Consider the following 19,193-nt stretch of genomic DNA (forward strand, 5'->3'; position numbering starts at 1 on the left):
TATAATTTAACATCGCGTATTAAGTGTCAGGTGGTTTAGCCATCTTGTAAAGGAGTATATTTCATGACCATTCTTAATCTGATGACGGGCGTTTTGCTGCTTTTGGCAGGCCGCCGGCTTTTTTGGGTGTCGGTTGCCTGTGTAGGATTTATCGTTGCATATCGCTACACTGTGGAGGCCGGGGTTCCCGGGCCTGCCTGGATCGTATGGGCTGTTCCGCTGGGAATAGGGTTGATCGGTGCCATAGTGGCCCTTGTTTACCAAAAACTTGCGGTTATCCTGGTTGGATTCATGATCGGTGGATTAATCGTCATGGACCTGTTTCATAATATTGGTTTCCATGGCGGCAGTCTTTCCTGGATGATTCTTCTGGTCGGCGGCCTGGTAGGGGCCATTGCCATACTCTTTGTATTCGACTGGGCATTGATTGTGCTGTCGTCCCTGGCAGGGGCTTTTGTGATTGTCCCGTTAATGGGGCTGGACAATGCAGACGGCAATATTGCATTCGTTATTTTAGCCGTTATCGGAATGGCCACTCAGGCTTTCTTTTTCCTGAAAATCAGGAAGCAGTCTAAATTATAGACAAAATAGTTTAGATTTTTTTCAAAGACAAGTATGGAAAAGTATCATGGATGACCGTCATTTATTAAAACTGCGACAGTAAAAAAATGGGAATTATTACAACTAACATCCGCAAAGGAGAATTCCATGACCAGAGAAGTTGATGTGGCAATTATCGGTGCCGGTACTGCCGGTTTGACTGCCCAGGAGATCGTCGTGCAGAAAACAGACAGCTACGTGATCATTGACGACGGCCCCCTGGGCACCACCTGTGCCCGGGTGGGATGTATGCCGTCCAAGGCGCTCATTGCCGTGGCAGACGATTTTCACAAGCGCCTCTTTTTTGACGAATACGGCATCTCGGGGGCAAAGGCCCTCCAGCCCGTCTATTCCAGAATCATGTCCCGGGTGAGGATGCTCAGGGACGAGTTTACCGGCGGCGTCATCCATGAGATGTCTCCGTTCATGGACAAATTGATCCGAAAGCGTGCCAGGTTTGTCGATCCCAATACCCTGGACCTTGGAGACGAAAGGATCCGGGCCAGGCGCATCATCATCGCCACAGGCTCAAAACCGCGGATCCCGGAAAAATGGCAGCCCTACAGGGACCTTATCATTGATACAGACCAGTTTTTTGAATTAGAGGAACTGCCCGGAAGAATGGCGGTCTTTGGCCTGGGCCCCATTGGTATCGAACTGGGCCAGGCCCTGCACCGTCTGGGGGTGGAAATCATTGCCTTCAGCCGGCGCAAAACCGCAGGTGGCCTGACCGACCCTGACCTTCAGACCTATGCCTTTGAACATTTTTCAAAAGAGATGAACATCAAGCTGGGTACGGCAGAAATCCGCCGCAGGTCTGGAAACGGGGTTGTTGTGGGATGTGAAAGCGGAGAATGGACGGTTGACCGGATATTACTGGCCACGGGACGCAGCCCCGCAGTCCAGGGTCTTGGCCTGGAAAATCTGGGGGTTGAACTGGATGACAGGGGCATGCCTCTATTTGATCCCGGCACCCTCCAGATCAAGGATCTGCCCGTATTCCTGGCAGGAGATGTCAACGGGCAAAAGCCCATCCTCCACGAAGCCGCCGATGACGGCACCATTGCCGGGTACAACGCCACGGCCGAAAGCATTTCCTGCTTTAAAAAACGCACCCCGCTGGCCATCACGTTTTCATCCCCAAACATCGCCATCGCAGGGCTTTCCCACCGGGAGCTGACACACCGGGGAATCGAGTTTGTAACGGGCAATGCCTCATGGGAAGGACTTGGCCGAGCCAGGATGATCCTGGGCAAGGCCGCGGGCATCGCCCGGATTTACGCGGATAAAAAGGACGGCAGGCTTTTGGGGGCAGAACTTATGGCACCGGCCGGAGAGCACATGGCCCATCTGTTATCCTGGGCAGTGGGCGCTGGAATGACTGCGGCGGTAGCCCTGGCCATGCCCATTTACCATCCCGTGCCCGAGGAGGCCTTAAGATCTGCCTTGGGTAAGATTTTAAAACAGACAGACGATCCTCCCCCGGATTCCCGACTGGAACTCTGTCGAGCGGATCAGGGGGAATAGGAAGGTTTCCCGCGGGACGGGAACCCCTCCAATAGACCCAGATGCGACCATTGAGGTGCAGATCAATTCAGGAGGCTTCAACTTGTTGTGATTCAAATTGAGCCCGCTTTACGCATACGACGAAAGTCGATGTGAATGGCGACGAAAAGAGTGGGGTAGCAATGATATCTATAGTTTGATGAAGATAACCGGCTTATAACAAATAGTACATAAGCCATTGCTTTCTATAAACCTGAGTATGGCAAAAGTGCCCTTGTGTGTTATCGAGTAAATTATTTTTTAATTCAATTGAATGTGATACAATAGACGCGAAACCTACTGCATAGATTATGCCGTACATGACAATTTATACACTTGCAATAGTGGGATACAGTGAAGTGAAAAAGCCGGTGATTTAAATCGTATAAAAAGGTATATAATGGATAAAAAGAGTACACCACTTTCTGCCACTGATTGGTTTAATGAAGGTTTAAGATGTTTCCACAAACCGGATGGGATTGGTGCTGTCCGGGCATTTGAGGCAGTTGTCAATATCAATCCTGCTTATCGTCACGAGGATGGTGACAACCCCTATTTCTATCTGGGCAAAATTTCTGAAATGGAAGGACGGATCGACGACGCAATTATGCTTTACTCCCGGGCATTGACACTGAACCCGTATGACGAGGAGAGCCTTATCGGCCGGGGAAGTTGTTATACGGTTAAAAAGAATCACGAAGTGGCCGTGGCCGATTTCAAAAAGGTGCTGGATATCCCACCTGAAAGCAGGAATGCGCCGCTGCAGCATGTGCTGTATGCCATTGCGGAAAACTACCGCCAGCAAAAGGATTTTCCAAATGCACTACTTTGGGGAGAAAAAGCACTTTTGGAAGACCCTATTGATGATCGACACCAGAAATTGGTTGCCGATGTCAAAAAACTGATGCGGGACATTCCTTAAAGAATCCAAGGATCTGCAAGGATCTGGGGACAGGATCTCAGATGGTGAGAGCGTCCATGGCAACGACAATCCCCGGGGCGATTTCGAATACCCGTGAGGCATTGTTGCCAAAAGTTGCATTTTGATAAGCAGCACCATGGTGGACAGTGAACGAGTTGTTGAGGTGCCTTAAGCGGATATCAAACGCTCGAATCCCGGAGTCCAGTTGTTGCGCGAGCGACATCGACTGACATTCGATACCGTCTCCCCCGAAACGGGCCATGGTTTCATGTGTTCCCGGTATCGAGAGTTCACTGATTCTCTTGCTGGACGGTATTTCTGCCATCCAATCGGGATTGTGGCCCACGGGCGACGCACCGTGCCAATACCCGGGATTATCGTGCGCCAGGACGGGCGATACAGCGTAAGTGACGAGCAGCAGGGCGCAAACGCCAAAGAGCGTCGCACAATTGATGAAGCCCGATGCGATTCCAGTGTGAGGGCTGCGCGGATTGGTTCTATCCAAGTTTGTCGACGGTCTGAATTTTTTTCAAAAAATCGGCCGGGGTTTCAGCGGGGGATTTACACGACCCTTTTTCACAGATATAGGCGGTTGTCTTTTCATTCAACGCAGTCTTCCCTGAAACCAACGGGACGATCTCAGCCTGACCATCAAGATCCTTACTCTCTTGCGCCAGGATGAAAACCCGGTTGGGAAGGAACTGGCCGGCAAAGGCCGAGGACCATTCGGCGGCAGCCCCTGGGCTGACCCCTTCAGCGCATGACGTCCCCGTTCAGCGTATTGATCTTTTGAGGCATACTGGGCCAGGCGAAAAAGACATAAAACAGCCACGGAATTTCCGTCAGGGATGGCACCGTCGCCGGTGATTTTCTGCCGGGCGATCAACACCTCGTGATCGTGGGCGGTCATGAAAAAACCGCCGTTTTCACGGTCTTCAAATTTTTCTTCCAGGATGTGGTCCATCTCCATGGCTTTTTTAAGCCATGTGATATCATGGGTGGCTTCATAAAGGTCGATGAGCCCGGCCATAAAAAAAGCGTAATCCCCGCAGCCATTTTCATAAGGGAGGTTCTTGCCATCTCAAGAATTTCCGGATCGCCGGTTCGTCTCCAGTAGCGCAGTAAAAACCGGACCGGCAAACTGCTGGGAAACTTTGGTGCACCTTTGAGCCCCCCGTTTACCGGATCAAAACCCTGGGTGTAACTTTTGGCTGCCGCATGCAGGACATGGGCATCCGGGAGTTTTTCTCCTTTCCGGCTCATCCATTGCCGGCGAATGGCGTTAACAAATGAATGGCCCGAGTTTTCCACTTTTCCACGATCGGTTTTGTATACCTCAGCCAACCGCTCAAGGAGGGTTAAAAACCCCATGTTCATGCCACGATTTCCGTCCCTGGCCGGAAAATAAGTACCGCCGTAAAAGGGGTGTTTGTCCGGAGTCAGCCAAACGTTCAGGGGCCATCCGCCGCCGCCGGTAAGGACCTGTACGGCCGTCATATAGATGGCATAAATATCCGGCCGTTCTTCCCGATCCACCTTGATGGCAATGTAATTTAAATTTAAAAATCGGGCGATGTCTTCGTCTTCAAAGGACTCTTCCTCCATAACATGACACCAGTGGCAGGTGGAGTAGCCGATGGAAAGCAGGGAAAGGATCAATACTATCATTATCTTCTTCATGATGTTTCATCCTGGTGCCTCTCAAAACGCAGCGCTCTATCCCGTTATTTTTGAAGCCTGATTAAACTCTAAAATATACGACGATGTGGGTATTGTCAACCGGGACAACAGGACATGAGGGACTCGGAAATAAATAATTACACGAAATATGGATTAGGATTTCAGCTCGTCGTGTTCAAGGTGCATCAAATGGACAACTAAAAATAGGCTGACAGATTTTCAACGTCACCAGCCTCAACAGGGTTACCTTCTAATGCCCCTCCCTGACCGTATTCGTTATATATTGCTTTAAACATAATTTCATGGCATTATCCGTATTTAAAGGATAAATTCAATGAGATTATTCAAATTCATTTTTTCTATTCTGATTCTTGGATCGTGTTTGCTTGTGCCAGCGACAGCTCAGGATGAAAAAGACCACACCCATTTGCGCAGAGACATGGTCGCAAGACAGATCAAAGGCCGCGGGATCAAAGACAAAAGCGTTTTGTCGGCAATGGAGACTGTTCCGCGACATGCATTTGTTCCGCCGGGAAAAAAAGCCGCTGCATATGAAGACAGACCTTTGGCAATCGGTTTCGGGCAAACCATTTCCCAACCCTATATCGTAGCACTGATGACAGAGCTTCTCAAACTGGATAAATCCGCCAGGGTTCTGGAAGTGGGAACAGGTTCAGGATATCAGGCTGCGATTCTGGCAATGACCGCCAAGGAAGTCTATTCCATTGAAATTGTCCAGCCCCTTCACCAGCGGTCAAGCAAGGTCCTGGAAAAACTTGGGTATCGCAATATTTTCACCACCCATGGGGACGGTTACTACGGGTGGGAGCCTTACGGACCCTATGATGCCATCATTGTGACCTGTGCCTCTGAATTTGTACCTCCCCCGCTGATCCGGCAACTCAAACCGGGCGGTCGGATGTGCATCCCTGTGGGCCCCCCGTTCAAGGTGCAGCACCTGGTACTCATTGAAAAAGGGAAAAACACGGAGTTGACCACAACCATCATTGGTTCGGTACGCTTTGTTCCCCTGGTCAGGGATATCAATTAACATGAGCGAGCCCAAATCAGCCATTGTCAATTTTTTTGTTTTTATTACCTCCTTTTCAATCCTGGCTTATGAAATCAATTTCACCCGGATTTTTGCATATGCCCAGTGGCACAATCTTTCTGCACTTATCATTACAATGGCACTGCTGGGATTCGGTGCCAGTGGTTCTGTCATCGCCATGGTGCAAAAGAAGATTGAACCGAACCTGCTGCGGTATTTATACGCCGTAAGCCTTCTTTTTCCGGTTTCCCTGTGCATTGGATTTATTGTGTCGGCCCAGCTTGATTTCAACCCCTACGAAATGACATTAAGCTTGGATCAGGCCCTGGATATGGTTATTTACTTTGCCCTCATGGGCATCGGGTTTTTCCTGGGGGCGTGTGTCATCTGCATGGCACTGATGCGTTACAAGGTTTCTTTTACCTATTTCATCAACTTGACCGGTTCAGCTGCCGGCGTTCTTTTTGTCCTCTGTGCCTCTTTTTTTATTCACCCTTACGATGTCATGCTGGTGATCATATTGATTTCCCTTGTCCCTGCCTGCCTGGTGGCCCTGGAGGGAAGCATGAAGATAAATGCAGGGGCGGCAGTCCTGTTGACTGTGGTTACCCTTATCATCTCTGTTTGTTTTTTTGATTTAAAGCAGGTTTCCCAGTATAAACCTGTTTCAGGTGCCCTGACCCTGCCGGATGCAAAAATTGTTCATGAAGCCTATTCTCCCCTTGGCGTGGTACAAGTAGTCCAGGCCCAGGGCCTTCGGTCCACAGCCGGCTTAAGCCTTGTCTCTCCTTTCCAGGTGCCGGTCCAGAAAACCATTTTCTGTAACGGAGAAGGGGGCAGTGCCATCACACCCTATTCAGGCAGTCCGGAGGATATCGGTTACCTGCGGTATCTGACGTCTTATCTTCCGTTTTATCTGGCAACTTCTGGCAGCCGAAACCGGGCACTGATCATCGGTTCCGGTGGAGGCGAGTCTATCCTCAAGACTATTCTGGCTGGTTTTGACCGTGTGGATGCCCTGGAGGCAGATCAAAACGTCATCGATCTGATGAAAACTAAATTTGCATCATTTTCAGGAAATATTTACGACCGTGAAAAGGTGAATGTCCTCAACCGTGAGGCCAGAAATTTCATCCGGCACACCCAGAACCGGTATGACCTGATCGAATTGTCGTTGATTGATGCTTACAATGCGTCAGCATCAGGTGTATACGGGTTGAACGAAAGCTATCTGTTCACGGTTGAAGCCATAAAGGATTATCTGAGCCGCCTCAATGACAATGGCATGCTGGCAGTTACAAGATGGGTGGTGACACCTGCCAGGGATAACCTCAAACTGTTCGACACTGTGATCAAGGCATTAAAAGAAACCGGGGTTAAGAATTTTCAAAACCACCTCATCGCCGTCCGGTCCCTTCAGACCCTCACCCTTTTGGTACTGAAAAAAGAAGCCTCGGCCGGTTTAATTGACCATACAAGATCCTTTGCCGGGAACAGACGCTTTGATCTTGTCCATTACCCCGGAATGATGAAAAAAGAGGCCAACCGACATATCCGTCTTGAAAAACCGGTCTATTATTCGGGCATAAAAAAGCTGATGGGGCCGGATGCCGAGACCTTTATCAAAACATACGATTTTTACATACGGGCCGCCACGGACAATCAGCCTTATTTTTATAATTTTTTCAAACCCCGGGTCATTGAGCTGATCCTCAGCTTTGGCCCTTCCCAGGTTCCAATGACGGAATGGGGCTATCTTCTGCTGCTGGTCATCCTGATCCCTGTTCTGGCCATCAGTTTTTTACTGATCCCGGCGCCCATACTGCTCTTTAAAAAACGACCCCGGAAACATAAGGCTGATGTTTTCTTTTATTTTTCATTCATCGGCGCTGGATTTTTTTTCATTGAAATGCCCTTGATCCAAAAAATGACCCTGTTTCTGGGCCAGCCTGTTTATGCCATATCTGTTATTATTGCGGCACTCCTGGTGTCCAGCGGCATGGGCAGTTATTTTTCCGATAAAATATTTCCCCGGAGAAACCGAATACTGACTGCAACAATCCTGATCGCAGTACTTACCTGTTTATACATGTTGACCCTGGACAGCCTGTTCCGGGAATTGATCCGCCTTGGACTCGGGCAGCGGCTCTGTCTTAGCATTTTTCTGGCCGTCTCCCTTGGCTTCTTCATGGGAATCCCCTTCCCTGCCGGCCTCGAACTTGTCAAAAAGCTGGATAGGTCTTTGACAGCGTGGGCATGGGGAATCAATGGTTTTTTTTCAGTGATCAGCATTCTTTCAGCCACGCTTCTGGCCGTCATGGTCGGCTTTAAGGCTGTTTTAACTGCTGCGGCTCTTTTTTATCTGACTGCAGGGTTTATTTCCTTAAACCTGCTGGAACAAAGGAGCAACCCCCTTGATAGACTTTAAGCAAACCGAACGTTTAGTTTTAAGGCTGGCTTATTTAGTGTTTGAACGAAAACTCACCCATCTGCTGCGTTGCTGCAAAACTCTGAAATCCTCATGTACATTAGTACACTCCGGTTTCACAATTTCTTACGCCTTGCATATGGGCAACTTTTCGTCCAAACACGGGTTTTCGTTCAGGCACTATTTATGAAAAATACATGAAAATCGCTAATTTTTACGCCATGGAAGCGCTCCGTAAAAACAAGTAAATTAACGTTAATTATTTTCAAGGAATTTATAAATGGATATAAATGATTCAGTTATCATAGATGCCCATGCTCACTGCGGCATACAGGACCATTCTTTCGACCAGTCCTTTGAGTCCTATCTCTCCTATGTAAGGCATACCGGAATCAAATGTGTGGCCGCATTTCCACCGGTGGCAGAAATATATGACCGCCATGATTTTCATTTCCAGGACAATTCTCTTTGGATTGATCGGCGGACCAATGCCAACCAATATTTGTTAACTATTGGCAGCAATGACCTTCAGGTCATCCCCTATTTTTTTATCTGGAACGACTTTGCCATCGATCAAATAACCCCACAGCACAAAGGTATCAAATGGCATCGCCATCCCTCAGAACCCATCTATTATTATGACTCTAAGGAATGCCGACGTGCCATTGATGTCATTACAGAAAAAAACATGCCCATTGTTCTGGAAGAAGCGTTTTCAAACACGATTAAATTCATTAATGACTATGCCCCGGATGCCCGTGTGATTATCCCTCATCTTGGAGGACTCAACGGCGGTTACAATACCATTGCCCGGGCAGGTCTGTGGGAAAATATCAATGTTTATACGGATACAGCTCTGGCATCCGCTCATGAAATACAAAATTATATTGAAACATACGGGCATAAGCGAATCATGTTTGGATCAGACTTTCCATTTGGAGATCCAGCAGATGAACTGAAAAAAATTGTTACCCTTAACTTGGAAAAAAATGTTGAAAAAGCGGTTTTATCTTCGAATCTGATTAAACTAATATCTGACAGTAATATTTGAATGATAGAATTCAATTTGATTCATCCTTGTCATTTTTCCATTGAGGATTATCTTCAAGATAAATCATCCTCATAACTATAAGGAGAGTTTAATTATGCAAACCGATGAAGCAATCCGCGCACGGCGCGCAATCAAATGGTATGACCCTGAACACCAAATGCCGGAGGAAACCTTTCGTAAGCTGATTGAGCATGCCATTCTTGCACCAACAGCTTTCAATATTCAAAACTGGCGCTTCCTGCGGGTCACTGACCCTGAGCAGCGCAAGGCGATTCGTGCTGTAGCCTGGGACCAGGCACAGGTCACCGAGGCATCAGAGTTGCTGGTATTATGCTTTGACAACAAGTCCTGGCAACGTGACCCGAAACGATACTGGCGCAATGCACCACAGGACGTACAGAATTTCCTGATACCGGCGATTGATGACTATTATCGTGACAAACCACAGGTTGAGCGTGACGAGGGTATGCGATCCTGTGGGATGGCCGGGCAGACAATCATGTTAATGGCACTGGAACTGGGCTACCAGACCTGCCCGATGGATGGCTTCGATTACGATGCGGTTGCTAAAATCATCAACCTGCCCGAAGACCACAGCATTGCTTTCATGATTGCCATTGGCAAAGGCATCAAGGACTCATGGCCAAGACCCGGTCAGCTGTCGCTGGATGAAATCATGGTAAACAACCGCTTCGATTAAAACGTGTCTCACCGGGCAAGAATGGCATTGCCATTAAACCGGTCACCCCTATACTGTAAGGGCTGACCGGTGAGAATCCGGGCTCAATTGCCTAAGTTATTTTCGGTCCTGATTTGCAATTATCGATAAAATTCTCAAGACGATTGACCTGGATGGCGTTTAGTGCTTAACTGTCCCAAGCATGGGGTCGTTGACCTTGTGCGCGCAAACAAAACAACCCTATTGGAGGCCATCATGTCTGAATCCATACCGGAAATACTGGAAAATCAACTCAAGCTTTACCTCGGCGAGGCGGTTCCCACTCACGCCGTCTCTGACATCCACGCAGCTCTGGAACTATCTGAAATTCTGGAAGCCAAAGGATTTTCCTTTCAGCTGAAAGACCTCTGCCCCAAAAGCCCGAACGAGACTCAGTGGCGTGGAATTTTTATCAAGGATGGCGAGAAATTTTCAGCTGACGATCCGCAATCATCAGTGGCGGTCTGTAAAGCAGCCGTTGATGCGCTGGCCAGCCAATGGGTTAATGGGTTGCCGGAATGAAAATTTTCGTGCATTATGCGGGGAGTTGAAATCGGTGTGGATTTAGTGACAACCCACAAGTAAAATTATAATTCGGGAGCAAGTATCTATGACTGTAAAGGGCAGCAACAACAGCAAACAAATTCTTGAAGATATCCGCAGGGAGCAGCAAGCACGTGAAGGGACCTATCGTGAGCGTGCACTTAAAATATATCCCTGGATCTGTGCCCACTGCGGTCGTGAATTCGAGGGCAAACGGCTGAAGGAACTCACGGTTCACCACAAGGACCATAACCACGACAACAATCCCCCGGACGGCAGTAATTGGGAACTGCTGTGCATTTATTGCCATGACAATGAGCATTCCAGGGACCAGGTGGCGGATGCCTATGGTGACGCGACCTCCGAGGGTGCATCGAAAAAAGGGGGGACCACCAATCCCTTTGCCGGACTGGGAGATTTGCTGAAAGGAAAGCTGGGGTAGCGTGGCCGGAAATGAATCCGGCCAGTATCCCACAATGTTGCCACAAAGGCTTTTGCAGCAGAAAAAGACCATAGAATTCTGGTTCATCGAAAAATCCAGTATCCCTTGATATTCAAACCGTTCAGAGACGTATCTTTTTTGATCCTGATCAAGGTGAAAGGTTCTGAAAATGGAGAAAACTGATGGATGAATGTACGTTTGCTCACACGTGTATTGTTGAAACCGCAGAAGGATTACGAGCCGGCCTGAGCCATTTTTCAGGACCCAGCAGAACCGCTGTTATTTATTCCATTAAACCGGATGACCCCATGCAGATTTTTGATCCCCAAGGCCTTTTGACAGGCCATGAACCCAAATTCAAAGAATTGTATATCGATGCGGATAAATGGCGGGGAAAGACCCCCTTTGCCTATGACAAAAAAAAATTCAGTAATTTAATTACGGAAAAAAATCTAGAGCTGGCCGGGCTGATCTCTTATGGCGGACGTTCAAGTTCTGTGGTTTATCAAATGTGGTTTACAGAACACCATCCGGATATGTGTTCCATCGGCCCCACTGAAAGGTGGCTGGAGCAGGCTGTGTGGCGGCTCTCCCATGATATTGCCAATGAACAGGATTTATACACCGGTATTTCAGGCAGTTTTCTCAAGGAATACGCGACTCATGCGGTCCGGGATTATCTGGTCGATGAAATGAACGTCCTTATTGGATGGGACACACAGATTCGGATCTATCCGATTCTCGAGGCAGTTCTAAAAATATCAAGAACACCTGAAGAAAGAGCCTGGCCAATAGGCGAATTAATTTTCGTTGAAAAACAATCCCTCCCAAAAATGACGTTTATTGCAAAATTCCCAAAGGCGGAGCAACCCGAACTTGAAAATATTGAGCATATCCGAAAGCTTCTCCAATCTGTTGAGAACTCAGATCGAAAACTGGTGTCAGATGAAAGAACCATTATCGGCATTATCAAGGGGGAGAAACCAGAATTTTCCATCTCAGCAGATTTCAAAGGGCGGTATGGTTTTTTAAAATTAAATAATAAAACCATATGCAGCTTTTCAGACGGCAGTTTCAAGTCAACCACCCGTAAAGCAAAACTTGTACAGGTTGAAGAAGCATTGCTTGAATCTGACATGGATCCGGCAGCCGCATCTGCTTTTTTTAAAATTATTGTCAGCATTGTTCACAGTGCGGCAAAGCAGAGACATGGGTGCAGCATTGTAATAGACCTGAATGAAACACCCATTTTTATCTCCGGTCATTCTCTTGAGCAGCCGATTGAGCTTAAAAAGCGAGAGGGCCTTGAATTGACCAAATCTCTGTCAAAGGTGGATGGCGCACTGCATCTTGGGGCTGACCTGAGACTTCATGGTTTTGCATGCCTCCTGGACGGTCATTTTATTCCAGGTGAAAACCGGGCTCGCGGTGCCCGTTTCAATTCAGCACTCCGATTCACTGCAGAACATAAAAATATTATCGTCATTGTGGTTTCTTCTGATGACCCTGTTTCCATCATGATTGATGGTGAAGCCGTGAACACCAATACTCAGTGTAAATTTTCATCCCTTTACAATGACCCATTGCTGCTTGAACAATGGGTGACAATTTCAAAGACCTCCTGAGGGTCAATAGTTATTTAAGAGGATCAAAAAAACATGCAGTCAAAAAAAATAATTCATACGATCTCCTGCCATGCCGAAGGCGAAGTCGGGGATGTTATTGTTGGAGGCGTTGCACCACCGCCCGGGAAAACCTTGTGGGAACAGTCCAGATGGATTGCCAGAGATAAAACATTAAGAAACTTTATGCTCAATGAACCTCGAGGCGGTGTTTTCAGGCATGTTAATCTTCTGGTTCCCCCAAAAAATCCCCTGGCACAGATGGGCTGGATTATTATGGAACCCGAAGATACCCCACCCATGTCCGGGTCCAATAGTATCTGTGTTGCCACTGTACTATTAGAGACCGGTATCCTTCCCATGGAGGAACCAAAAACACGATTGACGCTGGAAGCACCCGGAGGCCTTATTAATGCTGTCGCAACCTGCAGGGACGGAAAGGTGCAGCGAATGACCATCCATAATGTTCCCTCATTTGTCGATAAGCTTTCTGTTCCTTTAGAGGTAGAAGGATTTGGAACCCTTATAGTGGATACAGCCTATGGCGGTGACAGTTTTGTGATGGTGGAAGCAAAAGATTTAGGGTTTAGCGTAACCCCGGATGAAGCAAGGGATATGGCAAAGGCCGGGATTAAAATAACCAATGCCGCCTCTGAACAGCTGGGGTTTTATCATCCTGAAAACCCTGACTGGAAGCATATTTCCTTTTGTCAGATCACAGCCCCCCTGAAAAAAGAAAAGGGTATTTACGTGGGAAAGAATGCCGTTGCCATCCAGCCGGGAAAGCTTGACCGGTCTCCCACGGGCACGGGGTGTTCCGCCCGCATTGCTGTCTTGAAAAAAAAAGGAATGATCTCAGTCGGTGACGTCTATATTGGTGAATCGGTTATTGGATCACGGTTTTACTGCCGCCTAGAATCTGAAACCCGTGTGGGCGAACTTTCTGCTGTGATTCCAAGTATATCCGGAAGGGCCTGGATCACAGGGACACACCAGCATATGCTGGACCCTGAAGACCCTTGGCCGGAAGGATATAAAGTGTCAGACACCTGGGGCATATAGGTCATCTTTTATCAGCTTATTTCCAAAGCACAACAAGCCTTTTCCAGAAAAAAAGACCGAGAAGCAAAAATTTTTGATATAAGGATTAAACCCTACATCACAAAACAGGAACGGGCCGAACTGATAGCCAAAATATTGGAGAGTTAATATCCCTCATCTTAATAACGCCCATGCCCTGAAGGGCACAACAAAACATAAAAGTTATGAGAGGTGAGTAATGAGTATTGAGGGAGGTATAACGTCTCACTACTCAAAACTCATAACGCACTACTTTCATATAAACCTGACCCGCCAGGAGAAACGCTGTAAAGGTGGAACCCGTTTGATGATATTCAATGCCTTCACCAATACCAATGATATAAAATACGGGTGTAACGAGAAAAAAGATTTGACTTTTAAATTAAATGACGATTTTATTCCAAAATCCACAAAAGCGTGTATCTTTAAATTATTGTTGGAGGCTGTCCATGAAATATTGTGTTTGTTTATCAATCAGGTGTTTTTTAATATTTTGTCTGGCGCTTTTTCGTCAGCGTCCCCTGCCCTGCTTCAATGGGCCAGCGCCCTTCACCAGAACGGGGAAGTTGTCAACGGAATGGGCAAGCTGAATGTCACCTGAAATCACGATAGTTCTGGCCATTCTTATCAGTGTCATTGTGTTGTTAGTCACCGAGTGGATGCCGCTGGAAGTTGTTGCGCTGCTGGTCTTAGGCACATTGGCGATCAGCGGCATTGTCAGCCCCCTTGACGCCCTGGCAGGATTCAGCAACCCTGCAGTGGTGACGATATGGGCGGTGTTCATATTGAGCGGCGGCCTGACCCGCACCGGTATTGCCAATATCCTCGGCCGCCAGCTGCTCAAGGTCGCAGGACGGAAACCGTCACTCCTGGTGGTGACCATCATGGGTATTGCCGGCGGATTGTCTGCGTTTATGAACAATGTTGCTGTGGCAGCCCTGATGCTGCCGGTTGTCATGGATATTGCAAGAAAAACCGATTGCTCCCCCGCTGCTTTGCTGATGCCACTGGCTTATGGGTCCTTGCTTGGGGGATTAACCACAATGATCGGTACCCCGCCCAATATTCTGGTCAGCGAAGCGTTGCGGGAAAATGGTCTGACCCCATTTAAACTGTTTGATTTCACACCGCTGGGACTGCTGGTGATGGTTTCCGGCATCGCATTTGTCACCTTAATCGGGACACGCATGCTTCCAAAGCACAACAGGAAGATGGACACATCCGGAACTCATCGGGATTTCCGCCAGCAGTACGAACTGCAAAAACGCCTGTTTCAGATCAACATACCGCCGACATCGGCCCTTGTGGGCAAAACACTGGCCAAAAGTCGTCTGGGATCCGGATTCGGCCTCAACGTGGTAGGCATCATCCGGGAGGGTAACACCCTGTTGGCCCCGGAGGTAACCCAGGCCATTCAAGCAGAGGACATGCTGGTTGTTGAAGGGCGGCTGGACCGGATTCAAGAGATGAATCATTGGAGTCAATTAACACTTGAAACCGATCCTGTTGATTTTGATATTTTTTTTACCCAAGGGATGCAGGTCGCAGAATTGACGATCCGCCCAGCGTCCCCTTATGTCGACCAGACCCTTTCTGACATAGGCTTTCGGAACCGGTTTGGACTCACCGTGCTGGCCATTGGCCGCAACGGTTACCAGATGAATGAAGACCTGAAATCCCAGTCGCTTAAAGCAAATGACACGCTTGTGGTATACGGACCGGCAATGGAAATAGCGGCATTTCAACATCATACAGATTTCCTGCCCCCCAGACCCCTTGACCGATCAGGGCTGCACCGCAAGTATCCCATGAATAACCGCATTGGCCGTTTGCGGATACCTGAAAATTCCAACCTCATCGGTTTATCTTTAAATGAGAGCCGCCTGGGAGACACTGTTGATCTGCAGATTCTGTGCATTGTCCGGCAAAACGGTTTGACCCTGGTTCCCAAATCCGGCGACCGGTTTGAAACCCTGGACCAGCTCATTGTATCCGGAGATTTTGACATGATCTCCGTCCTGCTGAGCAAGGGAATCGAAAGTATCTTCATCCAGGACTATTCATTCCATCCTGACCCGGCAATGCTGGAAGATGACCATGTGGGTATCGTTGAGGTAATCTTCTCACCCCATTCCGTTCTGTCCGGCCTGACATTGCGTCAAATCAATTTCAGAGAAAAATATGGACTCAATGTGCTTGCCATCTGGCGTAAAGGCCGGCCCTATTCATCCGGATTGCGGGATATGGCCCTGGAATTCGGTGATGCATTGCTTTTATATGGACAGTGGAAAAAGTTGACGGTACTCGGCAAGGAACCTGATTTTCTGGTACTCACTGAAACAGCCCAGGAATCCCCCCGGGAAGACAAGGCCAAAATCGCCCTGACCATCATGGGTGCCGTTCTCTTGCCCGTCATAATGGGATGGGTCCCGATTTACATTGCAGTGGTCATGGGCGCAGCTTTCATGGTCTTAACCAAATGCCTGACCATGGAAGAGGCCTATCGCTATATTGAATGGAAAGCCGTCTTCTTGATTGCCGGGATGCTGCCGCTGGGCATGGCGCTGGACAAATCCGGTGCGGCCCGCCTTCTGGCCGAAGGTGTTGTGAGCCTATTGGGTCCCTTTGGGCCCTATGCCGTTTTATTCGGGATTTTGGTCATCACCTTTTTAGCCACCAGTATTATTCCCACCTCGGCCCTGGTGGTCCTCATGGTGCCCATCGCCCTGAAAACATCCGCCAGCCTGGGAATCTCTCCCTATGCCCTGATGATGGGTATTGCAATGGCGGCATCGTCCAGCTTTACCTCTCCCATCTCCCATCCGGCCAATGTGCTGGTGATGGGACCCGGCGGTTATCGTTTCATTGACTATGTAAAGGTCGGCGCCCCTTTGACACTTGTCATACTGATCGTGTTGATGCTGGCCCTGCCTATTTTATGGCCGCTATAAAAAAAACAAACCGCAAAAAACGCAGGGTGGCCATCGAGATTCCCAATTCCCTGGTGTTTGAAATATCGGAAACCGCGCCGGGCATCAAAGGGGCCAGGTCAATTTTCTGTGAACCGAGTGTGGTTAAATAAATCCGGCTTTTTTCATATCTTGCACAATGAGTCCAGCCGCCTCTTCCGCTATTTTTTTCCCGGAGATGGGATTGACACTTCGGGTGGCCCCAGACCAGATCATCTGTTCTGTTTTAACTGAAAGAACTATAATCTCAAGTTTTACAATGGTATCGGTCACCATATATCCTGGGTCGTAATCTAAATTGCCTGAAACAAAATAATAGTTGTTTAATTCCCGGTTATTTCTCCATACAGGTTCATAGTATACCCTAGACGGCATATACCGTTCCTTTTTTTCCACACCCACCAGGGTGACAATCATGACGGCATCGGCATTGGTTTTGCCAACGACGGTCCGAATTTTTTCTTTTTCATCATAATCGGCGACATGGGTCATATGGGAGTAACCGGTGATGGCCAAACGGTTTTCCTTTTCAAGTGCTTTGACCACCGCATCCTCATATAACCTGCGGTTTAATTCATTTTCAAATACCCCGAGAACCAGTATCTTTTCCACGGGGTTGTCCCCAAAGGAAGGGGCTTGCCAGGATTGAACCAATTGGGTTGAAGCACACCCCATCATCATCAGGATTAAAAATACCAGTATCAGGGGAACCCACCACTTTATTTTGTTCAAACACATCCTACCCCCTTCCTTTTGAATTATTATGGGTTAAAAATTTTCATAGATCTGATCATTATAACCGATAAAAAAGCCGGTATCTGTTTTTATTGCAGGTGCCCGAAGATTTCCGGATCGTCCCATTGCCATTTTCAAAATTTCTTCCCGGTTCACCTCTTTCGGCGCAAAGGACAATACTTTCTTGCCTTTCCCTATATAAACCTGGTCCTGGGTCCGAATCAATTCCCAGGCGTTTTCCAGATCAATTTTTTCTTTTCTGGCATCTGATATGTCCATAATTGTTATCCCGTTCTGCTCAAAATACATTTGAGCTTTTTTACAGGACACTCACCCTTTTCGGATATAGGCCCATTGGATCATCATATGTCTCTCCTTTTCTTTTAAAAACTTGGCATACTTTTCAAGATAAGAATACTCAGCACCCCGTCAAGGCGGATCCTTTTGGAATCTTTACGCTTGGATGACAAGCGCTTTGACGATTGAAAAGGGTTAAATGAAAATTACTGGACAACCGGATAACGGTGTTTGACCCAGTCCGCAATGCCTTTCCTTAGGTTGAAAATATCGGTGAAACCTGCATCGATCAGAATTTTTGACGCCACGGTACTTCTGTTGCCGGTGGCACAGTAAAGCAAAATTTTGTCATTCTTGTGGCCACTCAATTCTCCTATACGCTTCTGGAGTTCCTGAACAGGTAACAGGACAGCATTTTCAAGATGCCCATTTTTATATTCCCGCAGGGTCCTGACATCAATTACAAAAGGGTGGTGCACCTTGATGAAATCATCCGCTTGCTGGGCAGACAATTCCCTGTAGGTTTCCTCCTGGTAATCAATAACCTTGATTTGTCCCTGTAAAGCCCCCATGTTGAACGGATAAATCCCTGTCTGCTTCATCTTGAAGTAGGCCGCTGTTTCAAGATGGCTGGTAAGGGGCTTGCTTTCCTTCAGCGTGGGAAAAACAATAGTAGTGGTGCTGATTTCTTTTGGCAGGCGGAATTTGATATAATCTCCCCTGTATACTGTGAACTGCTGAATCTTTTCGCTCGACTGAATATCCAGTACACGGTATCCGTCCTGGACTGAACCGGATACGCTTTCTTCGGATCCACACGACATCCCAATCGATAAAAGGACCGTTGCTATGACATATAGAAAAATTATCCGCATCAATGGTTTTTGCTTCACGTTTCATTTCCTTTTCTTAATTTCAGTTTTTATCCTAATCTACCATTTCTAACCCATTATGTCAGATAGAAAGATGCTTTCTGGTTCCTTGCCCAGGCATTGGCCAGTATCCTTGATATGCTCTTTCATACAGCGAAGAAAGTTCGATGAGATAGAACTGGTAAAAGGGATAATGAATGTTCATTGTTTTTCCTCCAAAATAAAGGGGATATCACCGGAATTATCAAAAATCGCCCAATCATCAACCAGGTGTTTATAATATTTTTCAAAATTGGCCCATCCTCGATGGAACCTTCTTACAATAACATCTTCGGGGACATTGTGTCCACCTTCCGATACTCTGGTCTGGACACGTTTGAGTGCCATTTCTTCGCTTGGGAGCTTGAGGAAATATAAAATGATTTCATAACCCATTTTTCTCCATGATTTAATGCGATCGATATAATTCAAACCACTCAATGTCGTTTCAAATGCAAACGATTCTTTATTGGAAACAATGGTGTCCATTCTTTTAAGAAATATCTTACGGGTGTAAATCATCCCTGTTGTAGTAATCAAGCAGCCATTATCTGCTCAGTTCGATGATCCCAAAATTCATCCCACCATCCATTGGCTCT

Annotated in this window: 20 protein-coding genes; 13 read left to right on the forward strand and 7 right to left on the reverse strand. The window is 47.4% G+C overall.

The genetic code is table 11. From position 1 onward, the window contains the following. Positions 1–63 precede the first annotated feature (63 nt). From Q1Q15_RS21800 to Q1Q15_RS21810, 3 genes are all read left to right on the forward strand, one after another. Positions 64–582 (forward strand): DUF4203 domain-containing protein, encoded by a 519-nt coding sequence (locus tag Q1Q15_RS21800; RefSeq protein WP_300464631.1) that lies wholly within the window; start codon positions 64–66, stop codon positions 580–582. 126 nt (positions 583–708) lie between these two features. Continuing rightward, entirely contained in the window at positions 709–2,127 is a 1,419-nt protein-coding gene (locus Q1Q15_RS21805) for a dihydrolipoyl dehydrogenase (protein ID WP_300464633.1), read from the forward strand. 418 nt (positions 2,128–2,545) lie between these two features. Next, positions 2,546–3,067, forward strand: a complete 522-nt coding sequence (locus Q1Q15_RS21810) for a tetratricopeptide repeat protein (protein WP_300464635.1) — start codon at positions 2,546–2,548, stop codon at positions 3,065–3,067. A gap of 37 nt (positions 3,068–3,104) precedes the next feature. On the opposite strand, the gene Q1Q15_RS21815 is transcribed toward Q1Q15_RS21810, so the two are convergent. The 3 genes from Q1Q15_RS21815 to Q1Q15_RS21825 form a co-directional block, all read right to left on the reverse strand. Further along, positions 3,105–3,290: a hypothetical protein gene (locus tag Q1Q15_RS21815; protein ID WP_300464637.1), complete on the reverse strand. Its 186-nt coding sequence runs from the start codon at positions 3,288–3,290 to the stop codon at positions 3,105–3,107. A gap of 381 nt (positions 3,291–3,671) precedes the next feature. Continuing rightward, on the reverse strand, positions 3,672–3,977 hold the full coding sequence (locus tag Q1Q15_RS21820; RefSeq protein WP_300464639.1) for a hypothetical protein: 306 nt from the start codon (positions 3,975–3,977) through the stop codon (positions 3,672–3,674). Beyond that, positions 3,974–4,747, reverse strand: a complete 774-nt coding sequence (locus Q1Q15_RS21825) for a DUF255 domain-containing protein (RefSeq protein ID WP_300464641.1) — start codon at positions 4,745–4,747, stop codon at positions 3,974–3,976. Before Q1Q15_RS21825 ends, Q1Q15_RS21820 begins: the two co-directional genes overlap by 4 nt. A 334-nt stretch (positions 4,748–5,081) precedes the next feature. Between Q1Q15_RS21825 and Q1Q15_RS21830 the strand changes: the two genes are divergently transcribed. From Q1Q15_RS21830 to Q1Q15_RS21875, 10 genes are all read left to right on the forward strand, one after another. After that, a complete protein-coding gene (locus tag Q1Q15_RS21830) occupies positions 5,082–5,798 on the forward strand; it encodes a protein-L-isoaspartate(D-aspartate) O-methyltransferase (RefSeq protein ID WP_300464643.1) in 717 nt (238 codons plus the stop codon). Position 5,799: 1 nt separating this feature from the next. After that, complete coding sequence (locus tag Q1Q15_RS21835; RefSeq protein WP_300464644.1) at positions 5,800–8,226, forward strand: hypothetical protein; 2,427 nt, start codon at positions 5,800–5,802, stop codon at positions 8,224–8,226. 280 nt (positions 8,227–8,506) lie between these two features. Further along, on the forward strand, positions 8,507–9,277 hold the full coding sequence (locus Q1Q15_RS21840; protein ID WP_300464645.1) for an amidohydrolase family protein: 771 nt from the start codon (positions 8,507–8,509) through the stop codon (positions 9,275–9,277). A gap of 94 nt (positions 9,278–9,371) precedes the next feature. Continuing rightward, positions 9,372–9,977 carry a nitroreductase family protein gene (locus Q1Q15_RS21845; protein ID WP_300464647.1) on the forward strand — a complete coding sequence of 202 codons (606 nt, stop codon included), beginning with the start codon at positions 9,372–9,374 and terminating at the stop codon, positions 9,975–9,977. 234 nt (positions 9,978–10,211) lie between these two features. Continuing rightward, a complete protein-coding gene (locus tag Q1Q15_RS21850) occupies positions 10,212–10,517 on the forward strand; it encodes a hypothetical protein (RefSeq protein ID WP_300464648.1) in 306 nt (101 codons plus the stop codon). An 88-nt stretch (positions 10,518–10,605) separates the two neighbouring features. Then, a complete protein-coding gene (locus tag Q1Q15_RS21855; RefSeq protein WP_300464650.1) occupies positions 10,606–10,980 on the forward strand; it encodes a YajD family HNH nuclease in 375 nt (124 codons plus the stop codon). A gap of 182 nt (positions 10,981–11,162) precedes the next feature. Beyond that, the gene (locus Q1Q15_RS21860; RefSeq protein WP_300464652.1) at positions 11,163–12,605 is read left to right on the forward strand and encodes a DNA integrity scanning protein DisA nucleotide-binding domain protein; all 1,443 of its coding nucleotides are present in this window, start codon (positions 11,163–11,165) and stop codon (positions 12,603–12,605) included. Between the two features lie 33 nt (positions 12,606–12,638). Then, on the forward strand, positions 12,639–13,664 hold the full coding sequence (locus Q1Q15_RS21865; protein WP_300464654.1) for a proline racemase family protein: 1,026 nt from the start codon (positions 12,639–12,641) through the stop codon (positions 13,662–13,664). A gap of 217 nt (positions 13,665–13,881) precedes the next feature. Next, positions 13,882–14,283 carry a hypothetical protein gene (locus tag Q1Q15_RS21870; protein ID WP_300464655.1) on the forward strand — a complete coding sequence of 134 codons (402 nt, stop codon included), beginning with the start codon at positions 13,882–13,884 and terminating at the stop codon, positions 14,281–14,283. Further along, positions 14,273–16,633, forward strand: a complete 2,361-nt coding sequence (locus Q1Q15_RS21875; RefSeq protein WP_300464656.1) for an SLC13 family permease — start codon at positions 14,273–14,275, stop codon at positions 16,631–16,633. The genes Q1Q15_RS21870 and Q1Q15_RS21875 overlap by 11 nt, the downstream gene beginning before the upstream one ends. Before the next feature lie 123 nt (positions 16,634–16,756). Here the strand turns inward: Q1Q15_RS21875 and Q1Q15_RS21880 are convergent, their stop codons facing one another. The 4 genes from Q1Q15_RS21880 to Q1Q15_RS21895 all read right to left on the reverse strand — a co-directional run bounded on the left by Q1Q15_RS21880 (position 16,757) and on the right by Q1Q15_RS21895 (position 19,134). Then, positions 16,757–17,383, reverse strand: a complete 627-nt coding sequence (locus Q1Q15_RS21880; RefSeq protein ID WP_300464657.1) for a hypothetical protein — start codon at positions 17,381–17,383, stop codon at positions 16,757–16,759. Between the two features lie 36 nt (positions 17,384–17,419). Continuing rightward, positions 17,420–17,716 (reverse strand): ArsC family (seleno)protein, encoded by a 297-nt coding sequence (locus Q1Q15_RS21885; protein ID WP_300464659.1) that lies wholly within the window; start codon positions 17,714–17,716, stop codon positions 17,420–17,422. Positions 17,717–17,889: 173 nt separating this feature from the next. Beyond that, on the reverse strand, positions 17,890–18,576 hold the full coding sequence (locus Q1Q15_RS21890) for a rhodanese-like domain-containing protein (protein ID WP_300464661.1): 687 nt from the start codon (positions 18,574–18,576) through the stop codon (positions 17,890–17,892). Positions 18,577–18,756: 180 nt separating this feature from the next. Next, positions 18,757–19,134, reverse strand: a complete 378-nt coding sequence (locus Q1Q15_RS21895; protein ID WP_300464663.1) for a hypothetical protein — start codon at positions 19,132–19,134, stop codon at positions 18,757–18,759. Positions 19,135–19,193 lie beyond the last annotated feature (59 nt).

Source organism: Desulfobacula sp. (assembly GCF_030145145.1).
Classification (GTDB): Bacteria; Desulfobacterota; Desulfobacteria; order Desulfobacterales; family Desulfobacteraceae; genus Desulfobacula.